Origin of the sequence: Streptomyces sp. NPDC018693 (assembly GCF_044391385.1) — a bacterium.
GTDB lineage: Bacteria > Actinomycetota > Actinomycetes > Streptomycetales > Streptomycetaceae > Streptomyces.
In genome coordinates this window covers 629,388-647,802 of sequence record NZ_JBIRZZ010000001.1, presented here as the reverse complement: position 1 = coordinate 647,802, position 18,415 = coordinate 629,388, and the positions used below count along the sequence as shown (strand labels likewise).

Annotated in this window: 15 protein-coding genes and 1 riboswitch; of the genes, 8 read left to right on the top strand and 7 right to left on the bottom strand. The window is 69.0% G+C overall.

Annotated elements, in window-relative coordinates; all coding sequences use genetic code 11:
* Nucleotides 1-261 precede the first annotated feature (261 nt).
* Entirely contained in the window at nt 262-519 is a 258-nt protein-coding gene (locus ACH5AC_RS03090) for a WhiB family transcriptional regulator (RefSeq protein WP_016639615.1), read from the top strand.
* 196 nt (nt 520-715) lie between these two features.
* Here ACH5AC_RS03090 and ACH5AC_RS03085 read toward each other — a convergent pair whose 3' ends face one another.
* The gene (locus ACH5AC_RS03085) at nt 716-2,182 is read right to left on the bottom strand and encodes a PAS domain-containing sensor histidine kinase (protein ID WP_398860069.1); all 1,467 of its coding nucleotides are present in this window, start codon (nt 2,180-2,182) and stop codon (nt 716-718) included.
* 399 nt (nt 2,183-2,581) lie between these two features.
* Between ACH5AC_RS03085 and nagB the strand changes: the two genes are divergently transcribed.
* The gene (gene nagB, locus ACH5AC_RS03080; protein ID WP_398859822.1) at nt 2,582-3,367 is read left to right on the top strand and encodes a glucosamine-6-phosphate deaminase; all 786 of its coding nucleotides are present in this window, start codon (nt 2,582-2,584) and stop codon (nt 3,365-3,367) included.
* A gap of 139 nt (nt 3,368-3,506) precedes the next feature.
* Here the strand turns inward: nagB and ACH5AC_RS03075 are convergent, their stop codons facing one another.
* The 4 genes from ACH5AC_RS03075 to ACH5AC_RS03060 all read right to left on the bottom strand — a co-directional run bounded on the left by ACH5AC_RS03075 (nt 3,507) and on the right by ACH5AC_RS03060 (nt 8,396).
* Complete coding sequence (locus ACH5AC_RS03075; RefSeq protein ID WP_398859821.1) at nt 3,507-4,985, bottom strand: glycoside hydrolase family 3 protein; 1,479 nt, start codon at nt 4,983-4,985, stop codon at nt 3,507-3,509.
* Between the two features lie 10 nt (nt 4,986-4,995).
* Complete coding sequence (locus tag ACH5AC_RS03070) at nt 4,996-5,838, bottom strand: carbohydrate ABC transporter permease (RefSeq protein ID WP_398859820.1); 843 nt, start codon at nt 5,836-5,838, stop codon at nt 4,996-4,998.
* A complete protein-coding gene (locus tag ACH5AC_RS03065; protein WP_398859818.1) occupies nt 5,835-6,824 on the bottom strand; it encodes a carbohydrate ABC transporter permease in 990 nt (329 codons plus the stop codon). The genes ACH5AC_RS03070 and ACH5AC_RS03065 overlap by 4 nt, the downstream gene beginning before the upstream one ends.
* Before the next feature lie 285 nt (nt 6,825-7,109).
* The gene (locus ACH5AC_RS03060) at nt 7,110-8,396 is read right to left on the bottom strand and encodes an extracellular solute-binding protein (protein ID WP_398859816.1); all 1,287 of its coding nucleotides are present in this window, start codon (nt 8,394-8,396) and stop codon (nt 7,110-7,112) included.
* A 339-nt stretch (nt 8,397-8,735) separates the two neighbouring features.
* Between ACH5AC_RS03060 and ACH5AC_RS03055 the strand changes: the two genes are divergently transcribed.
* The 6 genes from ACH5AC_RS03055 to ACH5AC_RS03030 all read left to right on the top strand — a co-directional run bounded on the left by ACH5AC_RS03055 (nt 8,736) and on the right by ACH5AC_RS03030 (nt 15,831).
* The gene (locus ACH5AC_RS03055; protein ID WP_398859815.1) at nt 8,736-9,500 is read left to right on the top strand and encodes a GntR family transcriptional regulator; all 765 of its coding nucleotides are present in this window, start codon (nt 8,736-8,738) and stop codon (nt 9,498-9,500) included.
* A 132-nt stretch (nt 9,501-9,632) separates the two neighbouring features.
* The gene (locus ACH5AC_RS03050; RefSeq protein WP_398859813.1) at nt 9,633-9,902 is read left to right on the top strand and encodes a DUF3311 domain-containing protein; all 270 of its coding nucleotides are present in this window, start codon (nt 9,633-9,635) and stop codon (nt 9,900-9,902) included.
* Nucleotides 9,899-11,500: a monocarboxylate uptake permease MctP gene (gene mctP / locus ACH5AC_RS03045; RefSeq protein WP_398859812.1), complete on the top strand. Its 1,602-nt coding sequence runs from the start codon at nt 9,899-9,901 to the stop codon at nt 11,498-11,500. Before ACH5AC_RS03050 ends, mctP begins: the two co-directional genes overlap by 4 nt.
* Before the next feature lie 129 nt (nt 11,501-11,629).
* On the top strand, nt 11,630-12,133 hold the full coding sequence (locus tag ACH5AC_RS03040; RefSeq protein WP_398859810.1) for a GNAT family N-acetyltransferase: 504 nt from the start codon (nt 11,630-11,632) through the stop codon (nt 12,131-12,133).
* 6 nt (nt 12,134-12,139) lie between these two features.
* Nucleotides 12,140-12,326, top strand: a riboswitch (cobalamin riboswitch).
* 128 nt (nt 12,327-12,454) lie between these two features.
* On the top strand, nt 12,455-14,818 hold the full coding sequence (locus tag ACH5AC_RS03035; protein WP_398859809.1) for a ribonucleoside-diphosphate reductase subunit alpha: 2,364 nt from the start codon (nt 12,455-12,457) through the stop codon (nt 14,816-14,818).
* Nucleotides 14,818-15,831: a ribonucleotide-diphosphate reductase subunit beta gene (locus ACH5AC_RS03030; protein WP_398859808.1), complete on the top strand. Its 1,014-nt coding sequence runs from the start codon at nt 14,818-14,820 to the stop codon at nt 15,829-15,831. Before ACH5AC_RS03035 ends, ACH5AC_RS03030 begins: the two co-directional genes overlap by 1 nt.
* 51 nt (nt 15,832-15,882) lie before the next feature.
* On the opposite strand, the gene ACH5AC_RS03025 is transcribed toward ACH5AC_RS03030, so the two are convergent.
* Both ACH5AC_RS03025 and cyc1 read right to left on the bottom strand, forming a co-directional pair.
* A complete protein-coding gene (locus ACH5AC_RS03025) occupies nt 15,883-17,253 on the bottom strand; it encodes a cytochrome P450 (RefSeq protein WP_398859807.1) in 1,371 nt (456 codons plus the stop codon).
* Nucleotides 17,254-17,256: 3 nt separating this feature from the next.
* Nucleotides 17,257-18,342, bottom strand: coding sequence for an epi-isozizaene synthase (cyc1, locus tag ACH5AC_RS03020; RefSeq protein ID WP_398859806.1), 1,086 nt, complete (start codon nt 18,340-18,342; stop codon nt 17,257-17,259).
* Nucleotides 18,343-18,415: the final 73 nt, after the last annotated feature.

Here is an 18,415-nt window from a genome sequence, read left to right as displayed (position 1 = left end):
TACGGCTGTGACCTAGTCGACACCGAGGAATCAAAAAAAACTTTCCGGAAGGGGTTGTATCCGCCGCTGAGGTTTGCGAGTCTCTACGTGGCGATCGGGACGGCCCGCAACACCGGCCTCCGCTGATCACCAGAACCCCTCTTCAAAACTCACAGGACCTCGTCAGGGAACCTGGCGGTCGGCCCTTCACTTGTTGAGGGATTCGTGAAAGCGTTCACATTCACAAGCAACTCAGCAGTAACACAAGGAGAGGTAGCAGCCATGGACTGGCGTCACAACGCCGTTTGCCGCGAGGAAGACCCCGAGCTCTTCTTCCCCATCGGCAACACCGGTCCTGCGCTGCTGCAGATCGAGGAAGCCAAGGCCGTCTGCCGTCGCTGCCCGGTTATGGAGCAGTGCCTGCAGTGGGCGCTCGAGTCCGGTCAGGACTCCGGCGTCTGGGGTGGTCTCAGCGAGGACGAGCGCCGCGCCATGAAGCGCCGCGCCGCCCGCAACCGGGCCCGTCAGGCTTCCGCCTGACACACCCGCCCCGCAACAGCCTGAGCTTGGCGGCGCGTACACCGAGTACGCATCTCCCGCCCCCGAGCCGCAGCGCGCAGTACCCCCGAAGCGCTGAGCAACAGCAGCAGGGAGCACTAGCCCTGGACCGCACGGTCCGGGGCTCTTTGCTTTCCCCGCCGGTCGCTTTTCCCCGCCGGTCCGTGCGGGTGCCGGGCTACTTCTGCGCCCGCACCGGAAGGTCCAGGATCACCCGGGTGCCCCGCTCCGGGGCCGGCACCATGTCGAAGGTTCCGCCCAACTCCCCCTCCACCAGCGTCCGTACGATCTGCAGGCCGAGGTTGCCGGAGGTGTGCGGGTCGAAGCCCTCGGGCAGCCCTACGCCGTCGTCCTGCACGGTGACGAGCAGCCGGGCCTCCCTCGTCGTCCCGCCACGGATCGCGGAGACCTCGACCGTGCCGGTGTCGCCCTGACGGAAGCCGTGCTCCAGGGCGTTCTGCAGGATCTCGGTGAGGACCATGGACAGCGGGGTGGCGACCTCCGCGTCGAGGATGCCGAAGCGGCCGGTGCGCCGGCCGGTGACCTTGCCCGGGGAGATCTCGGCGACCATCGCCAGCACCCGGTCGGCGATCTCGTCGAACTCGACCCGCTCGTCCAGGTTCTGCGACAGCGTCTCATGGACGATCGCGATCGAGCCGACCCGGCGGACCGCCTCCTCCAGGGCCTCGCGGCCGCGGTCGGACTCGATACGGCGGGCCTGGAGACGGAGCAGGGCGGCGACCGTCTGGAGGTTGTTCTTCACCCGGTGGTGGATCTCCCGGATGGTCGCGTCCTTGGTGATCAACTCACGCTCGCGGCGGCGCAGTTCCGTGACGTCCCGGAGCAGTACGAGCGACCCGATGCGGGTGCCCTTGGGCTTGAGCGGGATCGCCCGGAACTGGATGACCCCGTCGTTGGCCTCGATCTCGAACTCACGGGGTGCCCAGCCGCTGGCGACCTTGGCGAGCGCCTCGTCCACCGGCCCCCGGGTCGGGGCGAGTTCGGCGGTGGTCAGGCCGAGGTGGTGGCCGACGAGGTCGGCGGCGAGGCCGAGGCGGTGGTAGGCGGAGAGCGCGTTCGGGGAGGCGTACTGGACGATGCCGTCCCCGTCGACCCGGATCAGGCCGTCGCCGACGCGCGGGGAGGCGTCCATGTCGACCTGCTGGTTGGGGAACGGGAAGGACCCGGCCGCGATCATCTGCGCCAGGTCGGAGGCACTCTGGAGGTAGGTCAGCTCCAGACGGCTCGGGGTGCGCACGGTGAGCAGGTTGGTGTTGCGGGCGATGACACCGAGGACGCGGCCCTCACGCCGTACGGGGATGGACTCCACCCGCACCGGGACCTCCTCGCGCCACTCCGGGTCGCCTTCGCGCACGATGCGGCCCTCGTCGAGGGCGGCGTCCAGCATGGGGCGGCGGCCGCGCGGGACGAGGTGGCCGACCATGTCGTCCTGGTAGGAGGTCGGGCCGGTGTTGGGGCGCATCTGGGCGACGGACACATAGCGCGTGCCGTCCCGGGTGGGCACCCACAGGACCAGGTCGGCGAAGGAGAGGTCGGAGAGCAGCTGCCACTCCGAGACCAGCAGATGCAGCCACTCGAGGTCGGAGTCGTCGAGGGCGGTGTGCTGGCGTACGAGTTCGTTCATGGAGGGCACGTCTGGAGCGTACCTGGGGGTTCGCGGGTGTCCGAAAAACACCCGCGGGCCGCGGCGCCTGGGAGGGACCCTCAACCCTCCCGGCACCGCAGCCCGGAGCAATATCGGCCGCGGGGTGTGCGGTCCCGGCCGGCCGAAGGTGAGGAACCGGGGCAGTCAGGGCAGAGAGCTCCGGGTCCTCGGTCCGCCTTCCTGTGCGGGGAAGACGGAAGTCTGTAGCACATTCTGGACTAGACCACTCGGGGTGTCCATATGCAGGAGGTTGCTTGTTCGTGTCGATTCGCAGCCTAACGCGTGAGGGTTCCTGTGCGGACCAGAAGGACCGAAGCAATTTCTCGACCCTCTGCTAGATTGGTCTAAACCACAGCCTCTCAGAACGGCAGGCCCAGCGTGGAAGTTGTCATCGTTCCGGATGCCAGGGCGGGTGGCGAGCTCATCGCCGACGCCATGGCGCGGCTCCTGCGGCGCAAGCCCGACGCCCTGCTCGGTGTGGCCACCGGCTCGACTCCGCTGCCCGTCTACGAGGCGCTGGCGGCCAAGGTGCGCGCCGGTTCCGTGGACGCCTCGCGTGCGCGGATCGCCCAGCTCGACGAGTACGTGGGACTGCCCGCCGAGCACCCGGAGTCCTACCGTTCGGTGCTGCGGCGAGAGGTGCTGGAGCCGCTCGGCATCGGCATGGAGCAGTTCATGGGCCCCGACGGCACGGCCGACGACGTGCAGGGGGCCTGCGAGGCGTACGACGCCGCGCTGGCGGCGGCCGGGGGCGTGGATCTGCAGTTGCTGGGGATCGGGACCGACGGGCACATCGGGTTCAACGAGCCGTGCTCGTCACTCGCCTCCCGGACGCGGATCAAGACGCTGACCGAGCAGACCCGGGTGGACAACGCGCGGTTCTTCGACGGGGACATCGGGCAGGTGCCGCATCACGTGATCACGCAGGGGATCGGGACGATCCTTGAGGCGCGGCACCTGGTGTTGCTGGCGACGGGGGAAGGGAAGGCGGATGCGGTGGCGGCGACCGTGGAGGGGCCGGTCGCCGCGGTCTGTCCGGCGTCGGCGTTGCAGTTGCATCCGCATGCGACGGTTGTGGTGGATGAGGGGGCTGCGTCGAAGTTGAAGCTGGCGGACTATTTCCGGCACACGTATGCGAACAAGCCGGAGTGGCAGGGGATTTGAGGGTTTCGTTGCGGGGTGCGGGCCGGATGGGGCTGGTCGCGCCCGCGGCGGAGCCGCATATTGACACAGCCCCGCGCCCCTTGGGCAGGACAGGCGCCGGTCCCTGTTGAAGGGACCGGCGCCTGTTTTGTCGTACGGGCTACTGCCCCGCCATGACCTCCGCCGCCGCCCTGCCGCACACCCTTGCCGCGCCATGCGTGGCGATGTGCAGCGCGCCTCGGGCCGGGGACTGCGGTACGCCCATCTCGATCACGATCGTGTCGGGTCGGGTGGACAGGAGGGTGTCGAGGGCCCCGGTCATCCAGGGATGGCGGTGTTCGTCGCGGACCACGGCGACGATACGGCGGTCCCCCGCCGCCGCGAGGGCCTCGTGGCCGGCGTTGTCGCCGGTGAAGCTGTCGGTCTCGGTGCCGGGGAGCAGGCGGGCCAGGTCGGCCGCGACGCCCCACGGGGTCTCGTCGCCCACGGCGATGTTGGCGACCGGGGTGAAGGTGGCGACGTAGGGCGCCTCGGTGAGTGGTGTGAAGGCGTTCGCGCGGGTGATGCGCAGGGCGCGACGGGCGGCGGTCAGGCCGATGTCGGTGCCCGTGAGCGTGGCGGTGGGTGTCGAGGCCGACCAGCGGGCCAAGGCACGGACGCGTTCCGCCGCGTCGGACAGGCGTTCCTCCGGGAGTTCGCCGGAGCGGACGCCGTTGACCAGGGCGTCGCGCAGGCGGCGTACCGTCTCGTCGTCCGCGAGGCCGCCGCCCACGCAGATCGCGTCGGCGCCGGCGGCGATCGCGAGGACGCTGCCGTGCTCGATGCCGTAGGTGGCGGCGATGGCCTGCATCTCCATACCGTCGGTGACGATCAGGCCGTCGTAGCCGAGTTCCCGGCGCAGGAGGTCGGTGAGGATGCGGCCGGACAACGTTGCCGGGCGGTCGGGGTCCAGGGCGTGGACCAGGATGTGGGCGCTCATCACCGCGTGGGTTCCGGCGGCGATGGCCGCGCGGAAGGGAAGCAGGTCGCGGTCGGACAGCACCTTCGCGTCGGCGTCGATGCGCGGCAGCGCGTGGTGGGAGTCGACCGCCGTGTCACCGTGGCCCGGGAAGTGCTTGGTGCAGGCGGCGACGCCGGCCGACTGCAGGCCGGTGACGTAGGCGGCGGTGTGGCGGGCGACCAGGGCCGGGTCGGCGCCGAAGGAGCGGACGCCGATGACCGGGTTGTCGGGGTTGGCGTTGACGTCGGCGGAGGGGGCCCAGTTGAAGTTGACCCCGCACTCGGCGAGCCGGCGGCCCAGCTCGTGGGCGACGGCCCGGGTCAGCTCGACGTCGTCCACCGCGCCCAGCGCGTGGTTGCCGGGGAAGGAGGAGCCGGTACGGACCTCCAGGCGGGTGACGTCGCCGCCCTCCTCGTCGATGGCGACCAGGACGTCGTCCCGTTCCGCGCGCAACTGGGCGGTCAGGGCGGCGAGTTGTTCCGGTGAGGCGATGTTGCGGCCGAACAGACCGACCGAGGCGAGGCCCTCGCCGAGGCGGCGCAGCAGCCAGTCGGGGGCGGTGGTGCCGGGGAAGCCGGGTTGGAGGACCGTCAGCGCGTCCCGGGTGAGAGTGTCGGTGCCGCTGGCGAATGTCGTCATGGAGGTGGAGTCATCCCTTCACGGCGCCCGCGGTCAGACCCGCGGCCATCTTGCGCTGGACGATGAGGAAGAGGGCGACGATCGGGACGGCCATCATGGTGGCGCCGGCCATCATCGGGGCGTACTCGGTGCCGTGCTTGGTGCTGAAGTTGCTGAGCCACACGGTCGCGGTCTGGTTCTGCTGACTCATCAGCATCAGGGCGTACAGGTACTCGTTCCATGCCTGGATGAAGCCGTAGACCGAGGTGGCGACCATGCCGGGGGCGAGCAGAGGGAAGACGACGCGGACGAAGGCGCCGGTGCGGGAGCAGCCGTCGACCATCGCGGCCTCCTCCAGCTCCTTCGGGATGTTGACGATGAAGCCGCGCAGCGTCCACACCGTGAACGGCAGGATGAATGTCAGGTACGTGAGGATCAGGCCGGTGAGCCGGTCGTACTGGCCGAGGTCGTTCAGGAGCAGGAAGACCGGGATGATCATGGCGACCAGCGGGACCATCTGGACCGCGAGGATGCCGACGATCACGATCTTGCGGCCGCGGAAGGCGAACCGGGAGATGGCCAGCGCGGCCAGCATGCCGACCACGATGCCGATCGCGACGACCGACAGGGAGACGACGAGGCTGCGGCCGACCGGCCCCCAGAAGTCGGCGATGTCCAGCGCACGGCTGAAGTTGGACATCGTCAGCCCGGTCGGGAACAGGCTGGGGTCCGGGTCGATGGCGTCCTTGGCCGGCTTGAACGCGGTGTTGAGCATCCAGTACACGGGGAAGCCGGCGGAGAGGAAGACGAGGAGGCCGAGCAGGTTCCAGCCGAGCTTGGACTTCTTGCGCGGCCCGGCAGCGGTGGCGCTCATTCGACCTCTCCGATCTTCAGCATCTGGCGCATGTACACGGCGACCACACCCAGCAGCAGCACCACGGTGATCAGGGCGATCGCCGAGCCCTGGCCGTAGTCGTTGACGACGAAGGCGCGGTCGTAGGAGTAGGTGGTCAGCAGTTGGAACTCGGCCTCGGGGTGGCCGTTGCGCATGACGAAGACCTGCGGGAAGACGCCCATGTCCCAGATGACGGACAGGGTGGTGAGCATCACGATGATCGGCTTGAGGATGGGCAGGGTGACGTACCGGAAGACGCCCCAGGCGCCCGCGCCGTCCAGCCGGGCCGCCTCCTCCAGCTCCTTGGGGACCTGGGTGAGGCCGGCGCTGAGGGTGATGACCACGAAGGGCACGGCGCCCCAGACCACCAGCAGCATGATCACGGCCAGGCCCTGCGGTCCGCTGGCGAACCAGTTGTGGCCGACCAGTTCGACGCCGGGCAGCTTGCTCAGTACGGCGTTGAGGACGCCGTAGTCGGAGTCGAAGAGCCACTTGAAGACGGTGGTGGCGACGATGACGGGCATGCCCCAGCTGGCCACCAGCGCGATGTTGACGAGGACCTTCACCCAGCCGGAGACCCGCTGCAGCAGCAGCGCGATCAGCATGCCGAGCACCATCGTGAAGATGACGCAGCCGGCCGCGAAGACGATGGTGCGCAGCACCACCTGCCAGAACTCTGTGTCGCCGAGCACGTTGGTGAAGTTCCGTACGCCCGCCGACTCGGCCGGCTGGAAGCCCCAGAGCTGGGACTGGCCGAACTCCTGGAAGGACAGGGTGACCAGGCGGACCAGCGGATAGCCCATCACCAGGGCGAGCACCAGCAGACAGGGCCCGAGCAGCAGCCACGGGGTGGCGGCACCGCCCTCCGCGCGCCGTCCGCGCGGCCGGCCCGGGGCGGCGGCCGGTGGCGGCGCCTGCCGCGGTGGCGGCACCTTGGTGGGGGTGGTCGTGTCGGCACTCATCACGCGCTCCTCAGCGGTCCCTCGGTCATACGAAAGCGAAGCCCCACGCGACCGCACGCGGCCGGCCCCGGCAGGCCCCGGCAGGCCGGGCCCCCACGGTCCTGTGCGGTCGGCCCCAGCCGGGCAGGCCCGCGCGGTCGTACACGGTCAGTCCCGGCAGGGCGGGCCCCGGCAGGACGGCCCCGCGCAGTCCTGCGCGGTCGAAGTCCCGTACGCGATACGCGTACGGGGGTGCAGGGCCCGCCGCCCCTGGACAGCCCCCGGGTTCCGACGGGCCCTGCGCGCAGGTCACTTGTTGTTGATGACCTTGTCGATCTCGGCGTCCGCTTCCTTCGCGGCGGCCTCGACCGACTTCTTGCCGGTGCCGATGTTCTGCAGCATGGTCTGCAGGATCTGGGCCTTCTCGACCTGGCCCCAGCCGGGTGCCATCGGGACGAACCAGTTGAGCTCGGCCGCGGTGGCCGGGATCGCCGTCGCGGGGTCGTTCTTCAGGGTCGCGAGGTCGGTCTTGTTGTTGGGCAGGTTGCCCTTGGCCATCAGCCCCTTCTGGCCGGCGGCGCCGGTGAAGGCGTTGATCCACTCCGCGGCGACGGTCTGCGCGTCGGACTTCACGGGGATCGCGAGGTCGGAGCCGCCGAGGAAGACCGGGAGGTTCTTGCCGGACGGGCCGGGCATGACGAAGTTCTCGACGTTGTCCTTGAGCTTGCCGGTCTTGTCGTTCTCCGGGGCGGCGGCGGTCGCGCCCTCCCAGGCCGGCGCGAAGATCATGCCGGAGTTGCCCTGGCCGTAGACGATGTAGCGGTCGGACTCGTCCTTGGTCTTGTCGCCGTGCATGTACGTGTCGAGGACGTTCTTGTACTCGTCCAGCCCCTTGAGCGACTCGGGCGAGGAGAGGCTGGCCTTCCACTGGCCGCCCTCCTCCTTGGCGATGGCGCCGCCCGCGTCGTAGACGAAGGACATCGCGGCGTACCAGTCGCGGGAGGGCTGGTACCAGGCGCTGAACTTGTCGCCCTGCTTCTGCTGCACCTTGTCGAGCGCGGCGGTCAGCTCCGCGTAGGTCTTCGGGGCCTCCTTCGCGCCGACGGACGCGAAGAGGTCCTTGCGCCAGTTGGCGACGCGGCCGCCCGCGTAGTACGGCACGCCGTAGGTCTTGCCCTCGTACGTCACCGATGCCTTGAGGCCGTCCAGCCAGGCGTCGGAGTTCTCGAACCGGGCCGGGTCGACGGGGGCGAAGGCGCCCTTGACCATGTAGGCGAGCATCTCGGTGTTGCCCATCTCGACCACGTCGGGCGCCTTGTCGGTGGCGAGGACGGCGTCGAGCTTGGCGTTCTTGTCGGGCCAGCCGTAGTACTCGTGCTTGATCTTGATGCCGGGGTGCTTGGCGGCCACCGCGTCGTCGGCGGCCTTCACCAGTTCGGGCCAGTTGTTCTGTGCGTCGACGGTGAGCCAGACGGTCAGTTCCTTGGTGTCGCCGCCCTTGTCGGAGCCGCCGCCGTTGTTGTCACTGTCCCCGCATGCCGCGATGGACACCATCATGCCCGCGATACCGATCGCGGCTGCCAGCTTGCGCTTCACGCCACCCTCCTCAGGGATGCCACAAACCCCCCTGCCTCCCCGCGGTCGAGCTCATCGCGTACCGCCCATGGGGCCGGGACCTGGACCAATGGTGTAGACCAGTACCGGGAGCTTGGCCCAGACCACAGGGCGTGTCAAGGCTCCCGGATAGGCTCCGACCAGCCGTTATGGGACCTACATATGCAGGAACCTTTAAGTAAGAACCCCTCAAAAACAGCGCCTCCATGGGGGACACTTCGGGTAGACCACTTGGCGGCGATGGACTAGACCAGAACCAGTGACCGACGGTATACAGAGGGGATCACTGATCGTGCGGGAAACCCCCCGGGAAGGCAGAGGATGAGCACCGACGTCAGCAGTGCGGAGAACGAGGGTGGGGCGACCGTCCGTACCGCGCGCGTGCCCAAGTACTACCGCTTGAAGAAGCACCTGCTCGACATGACCGAGACCCAGGCGCCGGGCACACCGGTGCCGCCCGAACGGACCTTGGCGACGGAGTTCGACACCTCACGCACGACCGTCCGCCAGGCACTCCAGGAGCTGGTCGTCGAGGGCCGGCTGGAACGCATCCAGGGCAAGGGCACCTTCGTCGCCAAGCCGAAGGTCTCGCAGGCGCTCCAGCTCACCTCGTACACCGAGGACATGCGCGCCCAGGGGCTGGAACCCACGTCCCAGCTGCTGGACATCGGCTACATCACCGCCGACGACCGCCTCGCCGGCCTCCTCGACATCGCCACCGGCGGCCGGGTGCTGCGCATCGAGCGGCTGCGCATGGCCAACGGCGAGCCGATGGCCATCGAGACCACGCACCTGTCGGCCAAGCGCTTCCCGGCCCTGCGCCGGTCGCTGGTGAAGTACACGTCCCTCTACACCGCGCTCGCCGAGGTCTACGACGTCCATCTCGCCGAGGCCGAGGAGACCATCGAGACCTCGCTGGCCTCCCCGCGCGAGGCCGGGCTGCTCGGCACCGACGTCGGTCTGCCGATGCTGATGCTCTCCCGGCACTCCCTGGACAAGGGGGGCAAGCCGGTGGAGTGGGTGCGGTCCGTCTACCGGGGCGACCGCTACAAGTTCGTGGCACGGCTCAAGCGGCCCGCGGAGTAGGGCACATGACAGCCGGCCGAACACTGGCCGAATGACAGGACAACATGTGGACTGGGTCTTCCGTTGGCTTTATCCGTCACCTACATTGCCTGCTCATTGATCATGTGAGCTGTTAGGTGACGGAGCCGCCAGATGCCTCAAGCCCCGGACAAGACACCCGGAGGGCCGGTGGTGACGCCCGTGCGCGTCGTCATCGCCCTCTGCCTGCTCGCGCCCTTCGTGGCGATGCTGTGGGTCGGTTCGTACGCCAAGGCGGACCCCGAGTTCGCCGGCATGCCGTTCTTCTACTGGTACCAGATGCTGTGGGTGCTGCTCTCCACCGCGCTCACGATGATCGCGTACAAGCTGTGGCAGCGTGACCAGCGCGCCCGTGCCGCCACGAAGGGCGGTGCGGACGCGTGAACGACGGCGTGAACGGCGTGGCACTCGCCGTCTTCATCTTCTTCTTCCTGGCCGTCACCGTCATGGGCTTCCTGGCGTCGCGCTGGCGCCGGGCCGAGAACGAGCACAGCCTCGACGAATGGGGCCTGGGCGGACGGTCGTTCGGCACCTGGGTCACCTGGTTCCTGCTCGGCGGTGACCTCTACACGGCGTACACCTTCGTCGCCGTACCGGCGGCGATCTACGCGGCGGGCGCGGCCGGCTTCTTCGCGGTGCCGTACACGATCCTCGTCTACCCGCTGATCTTCACGTTCCTGCCCCGTCTGTGGTCGGTCTCCCACAAGCACGGCTATGTGACGACGTCCGACTTCGTGCGCGGCCGCTTCGGCTCCAAGGGCCTGTCGCTCGCGGTGGCGCTGACCGGACTGCTGGCCACGATGCCGTACATCGCGCTGCAGCTCGTCGGCATCCAGGCGGTGCTGGACGTGATGGGCGTCGGCGGCGGCGAGAACACCCACTGGTTCATCAAGGACCTGCCGCTGTTCATCGCCTTCGGTGTGCTCGCGGCCTACACCTACTCCTCCGGCCTGCGCGCCCCCGCCCTGATCGCGTTCGTCAAGGACACCCTGATCTACCTCGTCATCGCGGTGGCGATCATCTACATCCCGATCAAGCTGGGCGGCTTCGACGACATCTTCGCCGCGGCGGACGAGAAGTTCACGACGGCGGGCAAGGGCGGACTGATCCCGCCGGAGGCCGGGCAGTGGGGTTACGCGACGCTCGCGTTCGGCTCCGCGCTCGCCCTGTTCATGTACCCGCACTCGATCACCGCGACGCTCTCCTCCCGGAGCCGCGAGGTGATCCGCCGCAACACCACCATCCTGCCGCTGTACTCCCTCATGCTGGGCATGCTCGCCCTGCTCGGCTTCATGGCGATCGCGGCCGGGGTCAAGGTCGACAACGGGCAGCTCGCGATCCCGCAGCTGTTCGAGAACATGTTCCCGGACTGGTTCGCGGGCGTCGCCTTCGCGGCGATCGGCATCGGCGCGCTCGTCCCGGCGGCCATCATGTCCATCGCGGCGGCGAACCTCTTCACCCGCAACATCTACAAGGACTTCATCAAGCCGGACGCGACCCCGGCTCAGGAGACCAAGGTCTCCAAGCTGGTCTCCCTCCTGGTGAAGGTGGGCGCCCTGGCCTTCGTCCTGACCATGGACAAGACGGTGGCGATCAACTTCCAGCTGCTGGGCGGCATCTGGATCCTCCAGACCTTCCCCGCCCTCGTCGGTGGCCTCTTCACCCGCTGGTTCCACCGCTGGGCACTGCTCGCGGGCTGGGCGGTCGGCATGGCGTACGGCACGATCGCGGCCTACGGCGTCGCCTCCCCCACCCAGAAGCACTTCGGCGGCTCCTCGAAGGAGATCCCCGGCATCGGCGAGATCGGCTACATCGGCCTCACGGCCTTCGTCATCAACGTCGCGGTCACGATCGTCCTCACCTTCGTCCTGAAGGCCGCCAAGGCCCCCGAGGGCACCGACGAAACCAGCCCCGAGGACTACACGGCGGACGCGGGCGACCCCGGAGTGAAGAAGGAGCTCCCCGTGACCGCCGGTCACTGAACCCACCTGGGGGCGCGGGGCTGTATCCACATGCGGCTCCGCCGCCCGCACCCGACCAGCCCACCACAACCCGCAGCGGGCCGCCGACAGGAACCACCACGGCGGCCCGCTTCATGCACACTCACCCGCATGGACATCGCGATCCGCCCCGCAATCCCCACCGAGTACGGCACCCTCGGCGAGCTCACCGCCCAGGCATACCTCGACGACGACCTCCTCACCTTCCCCGAGAGCGCCTGGTACCTCACCGAACTCAAGGACGTCGCCGAACGAGCCTCCGCCGCCGAGATCCTTGTCGCCGTCGACGGGGACGACCTCCTCGGCGGCGTCACCTACGTCCCCTCCCCCGGCCCCATGGCCGACCTGGCGCGCCCCGCGGAAGCCGAGATCCGGATGCTGGCCGTAGCCCGCGCAGCTCGCGGCAGAGGCGTCGGCGAGGCCCTCGTACGGGCGTGCGTCGACCGTGCGAGGGCCGCGGGCGACCGCACCGGTATCGTCCTGTCGACCCAGCCCGCGATGCGCTCCGCCCACCGCATCTACGAACGTCTCGGCTTCACCCGCGCCCCCGAGCGCGACTGGAAGCCGATCCCGGGCTCCGACTTCACGCTCCTCACCTATGAGTTGACCCTCTGAAGTCGCTCCGACACAACATCTGGTGGTGCTCCGGCGCCCCGGCACAAGATGTATGCTCATGCTCGCTGTCGCCGCAGGGGAATCCGGTGCGAATCCGGAACTGTCCCGCAACGGTGTACTTGTGCATGTGCGTTCCCAGAGACGCCGTGCACAGGAGTCAGTCCGAGGACCTGCCGACAGCGCACCCGGCCGTCCGGCCGGTGTGCCCCTGACGTCCGGGCCTCGTGGAATGGGCCGGTGGACGCGACGCCGCGTGCGCTCGTGTGCTGCCCCCTGCCTTCCTGCGCGAGGCCCCCGTGCCGAGCGAGGGAGAGCCCCCACGTGACCATCGCGCCAGCAGACCCGGTTTCAGCCGTCCACATCGACGAGGACGCTCCGGGCACGTCCTTGCTGCGGACCCTCACCAAGCTGACCGCCGACCTCCCCGACGCCGACCCCGGCCGGGTCGCCGCCGCCGCGCTGCGCGGCCGGTCGGCCCACGCCGACGAGGCGGAGCTGCGCGAGCTGGCCACGGAGGCGGCCGCCGGTCTGATCTCCGAGGACCCCGCCTACTCGAAGCTGGCCGCCCGGCTGCTGACCATCGCTATCCGCGCCGAGGCCGCCTCCCAGGGCGTGACCACGTTCACGGAGTCGGTCGCCGTCGGACACCGCGAGGGCCTCATCGCCGACCGCACCGCCGGGTTCGTCCGGCTGCACGCCGAGCGGCTCGACGCGCTGGTCGACACCGGCGCCGACGACCGCTTCGGCTACTTCGGCCTGCGCACCCTGCACAGCCGCTACCTGCTGCGCCACCCCCTCACCCGCAAGGTCGTCGAGACGCCCCAGCACTTCCTGCTGCGGGTCGCCGCCGGCCTCGCCGAGGACGACACCGTCCGCTCGGTCGACGAGGTCGCCGCGCTCTACGGGCTCATGAGCCGCCTCGACTACCTCCCCTCCTCCCCCACCCTCTTCAACTCCGGCACGCGGCACCCCCAGATGTCGTCCTGTTACCTCCTCGACTCCCCGCTCGACGAGCTGGACTCGCTCTACGACCGCTACCACCAGGTCGCCCGCCTCTCCAAGCACGCCGGCGGCATCGGGCTGTCGTACTCCCGTATCCGCTCCCGGGGTTCGCTGATCCGCGGCACCAACGGCCACTCCAACGGCATCGTGCCGTTCCTGAAGACCCTCGACGCCTCCGTCGCCGCCGTGAACCAGGGCGGCCGGCGCAAGGGCGCGGCCGCGGTCTACCTGGAGACCTGGCACTCCGACATCGAGGAGTTCCTGGAACTGCGCGACAACACCGGTGAGGACGCCCGCCGTACGCACAATCTGAACCTCGCCCACTGGATCCCGGACGAGTTCATGCGCCGGGTCAACGCCGACGAGTCGTGGTCCCTGTTCTCCCCGGCCGACGTGCCCGAGCTGGTGGACCTGTGGGGCGAGGAGTTCGACGCCGCGTACCGCGCGGCGGAGGCGGCCGGCCTCGCGAAGAAGACCATCCCGGCGCGTGAGCTGTACGGCCGGATGATGCGCACCCTCGCCCAGACCGGCAACGGCTGGATGACCTTCAAGGACGCCGCGAACCGCACCGCCAACCAGACGGCCGAGCCGGGTCACGTCATCCACTCCTCCAACCTCTGCACGGAGATCCTGGAGGTCACCAGCGACGGCGAGACGGCGGTGTGCAACCTGGGCTCCGTCAACCTCGGCGCCTTCGTGGACCGCACGACCGGCGACATCGACTGGGAGCGGCTCGACGCGACCGTCCGCACCGCCGTCACCTTCCTCGACCGCGTCGTCGACATCAACTTCTACCCGACCGAGCAGGCGGGCCGCTCCAACGCCAGGTGGCGCCCGGTGGGCCTGGGCGCGATGGGCCTTCAGGACGTCTTCTTCAAGCTGCGGCTGCCCTTCGACTCCGCGGAGGCGAAGCGGCTCTCCACCCGCATCGCCGAGCGGATCATGCTCGCCGCGTACGAGGCGTCCGCCGACCTGGCCGAGCGCAACGGCCCGCTGCCCGCCTGGGAGAAGACCCGTACCGCGCGGGGTGTGCTGCACCCGGACCACTACGACGTCGAGCGGGCCTGGCCCGAGCGCTGGGCGGCGCTGCGGGAGCGGATCGCCGCCACCGGCCTGCGCAACAGCCTGCTCCTGGCCATCGCGCCCACCGCCACCATCGCCTCGATCGCGGGCGTGTACGAGTGCATCGAGCCGCAGGTGTCCAACCTGTTCAAGCGCGAGACCCTGTCCGGCGAGTTCCTCCAGGTCAACTCCTACCTGGTGCAGGACCTGAAGGACCTCGGCGTGTGGGACGCCCGCACCCGGGAGGCGCTGCGCGACTCGAACGGCTCGGTGCAGGACTTCGCGTGGGTCCCGGCCGACGTACGCGCCCTGTACCGCACGGCGTGGGAGATCCCGCAGCGCGGCCTGATCGACATGGCCGCCGCGCGGACCCCGTACCTGGACCAGGCCCAGTCCCTGAACCTCTTCATGGAGACGCCGACCATCGGCAAGCTCTCCTCGATGTACGCGTACGCCTGGAAGTCGGGCCTGAAGACGACGTACTACCTGCGTTCCCGCCCGGCGACCCGCATCGCCCGCGCGGCCCAGGCGGGGGCCACCGTGCCCGTCCAGCAGGCCGCCGACCCCGACGCGGTCGCCTGCTCCCTGGAAAACCCCGAGTCCTGCGAGGCATGCCAGTAATGACCACCCGTAACGCCAACCTTCTCGACCCGGGCTTCGAGCTGACTCTGCGCCCCATGCGCTACCCGGACTTCTACGAGCGCTACCGGGACGCCATCAAGAACACCTGGACCGTGGAGGAGGTCGACCTCCACTCGGACGTCGCCGACCTCGCCAGGCTGACCCCGGCCGAGCAGCATCTGATCGGCCGGCTGGTGGCCTTCTTCGCGACGGGCGACTCGATCGTCGCGAACAACCTGGTGCTGACGCTGTACAAGCACATCAACTCCCCCGAGGCACGGCTCTATCTGAGCCGCCAGCTGTTCGAGGAGGCCGTGCACGTCCAGTTCTATCTGACGCTGCTGGACACCTATCTGCCCGACCCGGACGACCGCGCGGCCGCCTTCGACGCGGTGGAGAACATCCCCTCCATCCGCGAGAAGGCCGAGTTCTGCTTCAAGTGGATCAACGAGGTCGAGAAGCTGGACCGCCTGGAGTCCAAGGCCGACCGCCGCCGCTTCCTGCTGAACCTGATCTGCTTCGCCGCGTGCATCGAGGGCCTGTTCTTCTACGGCGCCTTCGCGTACGTCTACTGGTTCCGCAGCCGGGGTCTGCTGCACGGCCTCGCCACCGGCACCAACTGGGTGTTCCGCGACGAGACCATGCACATGTCCTTCGCGTTCGACGTGGTCGACACCGTCCGCAAGGAGGAGCCGGAGCTCTTCGACGACCAGCTCCAGCAGCAGGTCACCGACATGCTGCGGGAGGCCGTCGAGGCCGAGCTGCAGTTCGCCCGTGACCTGTGCGGCGACGGGCTGCCGGGCATGAACACCGAGTCGATGCGCCAGTACCTGGAGTGCGTCGCCGACCAGCGGCTGACCCGGCTGGGCTTCGCCCCCGTCTACGGCTCGGACAACCCCTTCTCCTTCATGGAGTTGCAGGGCGTCCAGGAGCTGACCAACTTCTTCGAGCGGCGCCCGTCGGCGTACCAGGTCGCCGTCGAGGGCACGGTCGACCTGGACGAGGACTTCTGATCTCCGCTCCGGCGGGTGCCGCCCGCGCGGCACCCGCCGGAGGGGGTGCGGTCATCGTGGGATCGCCCGCAGGCGCAGGTCACGCGGGCGCAGGGTGATGCCGATGCGGGGGCGGGCGTCGGAGCCGGGGGCGTGCTCGAAGGTGAACGCGGAGGCGATCGACGCGGTGACGAGCGTCAGCTCGGCCATCGAGAAGTGATCGCTGGGACACTTGCGGTTGCCGACGCTGAACGGGGTCATCGCGTACCTCGGGACCTCCTGGGCCCGGCCGGGCAGCCAGCGGTCGGGGTCGAACTCCTCGTGCCGCTCGTAGGAGCGGGGGTCGCGCTGGATCGCGTACGGGCTGTACACGATGTCGGAGCCGGCCGGGATCCGGTATCCGCCGAGCACGGTGTCGGTCACCGCCCGCCGGGTCAGAATCCACACGGCCGGGTGCAGGCGCATTGTCTCGGTGATGAGATTCGCGGTGTGCGTCAGCTTCCGCACGTCGCCGAATCCGACCGGCCGGTCGCCCGCCACGCTTTTCACCTCGTCCCGGATCTTGTCCGCCAGATCCGGGTGCTCGGTGAGGACGAGCAGCAGCGACATGACCGTGGAGCCGACGGTTTCGCTGCCGGGCGTGACAATCGCGACGACCTGGTCGTGGATCTCCTGCTCCCCGATCGGCTCGCCATTCTCGTCCTTCGCCTCCAGCAAAGCCGTCAGCAAATCGTCCGGCTTTTGACTGCTTGCCCGTCGGTCGGCGATGATCTCGTCGACCAGGAGGTGTAAATCGGCCAGTGCGCGGTTGAATTCACGGTTGGCCGGAAGCGGCACCCGGTAAAGCGGTCCGAGCGGCACGACCATGCGCTGGTACATCCCGCTGAACAGAGTCGCGAGCGCGGAGCATATGCGCTCGGCACGGCTATCCGCGTAACTGCCGCGCATCAGGCAGCGGGCGGAAATGCGGACGGCCACCCGGAAGGACTCCGAGGTGACGTCGAGGACCTTGCCGGAGCGCCAGCGCTCGACGAGCGCGTGTGCCTCCTCCTCCATGATCGGCCCGTAGCCGGGGATCGCGTCGAGCCGGAACGCGGGCTGGATGGTGCGCCGCTGGCGGCGGTGCATCGGGCCGTTGGCGGTGGCCACGCCCTCCTTGCCGAGCAGGCTCTCCAGGGACTCCCACAGCGGCCCGGCGATGATGTAGTCGGGGCTGAGGGCGACGGCTCCGGTGAGTTCCGGGGAGGTGACGGCGTACACCGTCTTGGGGCCGAGCTTCAGCCGGACGATGTCGCCGTGGTCGCGCAGCTGGTTCAGAAAGGCGAGCGGACGGCGGGCCAGTTTCCAGCCGTGGCCGAGGAGCGGAACCCCGCCGCCGGCCAGTGGCGGCTCTCCCGGCTCACGCGTTCCGGACGTCGCGGGCTTCACCGAGTCGAGCGTCATTTTTCACCCTTCGTTGTTGACGTACGGGGGTGTGGAGCGGTCGTCCCAGCTGTCGACCATGTACCGGCCGGACTCGTGATGGAACCAGTAAACAGAACTGAACCAGTTCCGCATGTTCGAAAGGCAGGCTTGTACGGCGGTGCTCAGTTCTCTCCCGGGCACGCTTCCGTCGGCCAGGCTCTCGGCGAAGCGCAATGCGTCGCGCTCCGCGTCCAGGAATTCGGAAATGCATCCCTCGACACGTCGCCGTACTTCCTCGACGGCCTCCTCCAGAGTCAGTCCTTCATGGGTGATGAGACTGATTCCGAGATTGTGCACCTCATCGCCCGCTATTTCCTTGGGAAGTGAGCAGAGGTCGTTGTACCAGGCGGCGAATTCCTGGCTCAGCAGGGCGGCCCGGCGGTATGCCGGGTGTTTCCGCACAGTGTCCGGGAGTTGTCGTCCGGCGCTCGGCTCCAGCAGGTCGGTCCAGATCCAGTGCGCGAAGGTGAGCCGGCGCAGCGCCAGGTACTCCTCGACGGGCGGCACCCGGCCTGTGCTCCGGTTGTGGAACTCCCGGTCGTACGCCTCGATCACCTGGTGGAAGTGCCGGGCGAACCGGGCGTTCCAGGTGGCCGGCAGGAACGAGTAGAGCCGGCCCACGCTGTCCGCCAGCCCGGCGACCAGCGGATCCGTGTGGTGCAGATGGTCGCCGGGTGAGTCCAGGGCGCGGTGCAGCCGGGACCGCAGCAGTCGCCAGGCCGCCGCGCGGCCGTGCACGATGTCACGGTCGTGCCGGTCGTCCCAGACGAAGAACCAGGCGCTGTAGTCCGCGATGGCCTGCATCACCTCGTCGGAGGCGCCGATGTAGTACCCCGCCATCAGGTCGGTGTAGCACAGGCCGTCGGCATATTCCGCGACCTTGTCCGCCGGCATGAGCCGTTTTTCCAGCAGCCAGGCGCGTGTCTTCTCCTGCAACTGAGGCCAATACGGGTGCAGTTGCCGAGAAAACACCGCTTCGATGACCGGGAGAGAGAGCGAGGGCGGGACCGCGATCGCCGTCGCCGTGGATGTGGTGCGATACGTGGTGCTGTGTGGGAAAGCTGGCACGAACAACCCCTCTCAGCCGCCTGTGGCCGCACGCCCCTCCCGCCGTGCCGGGCGTGCGCCGTCGTGCATCCCC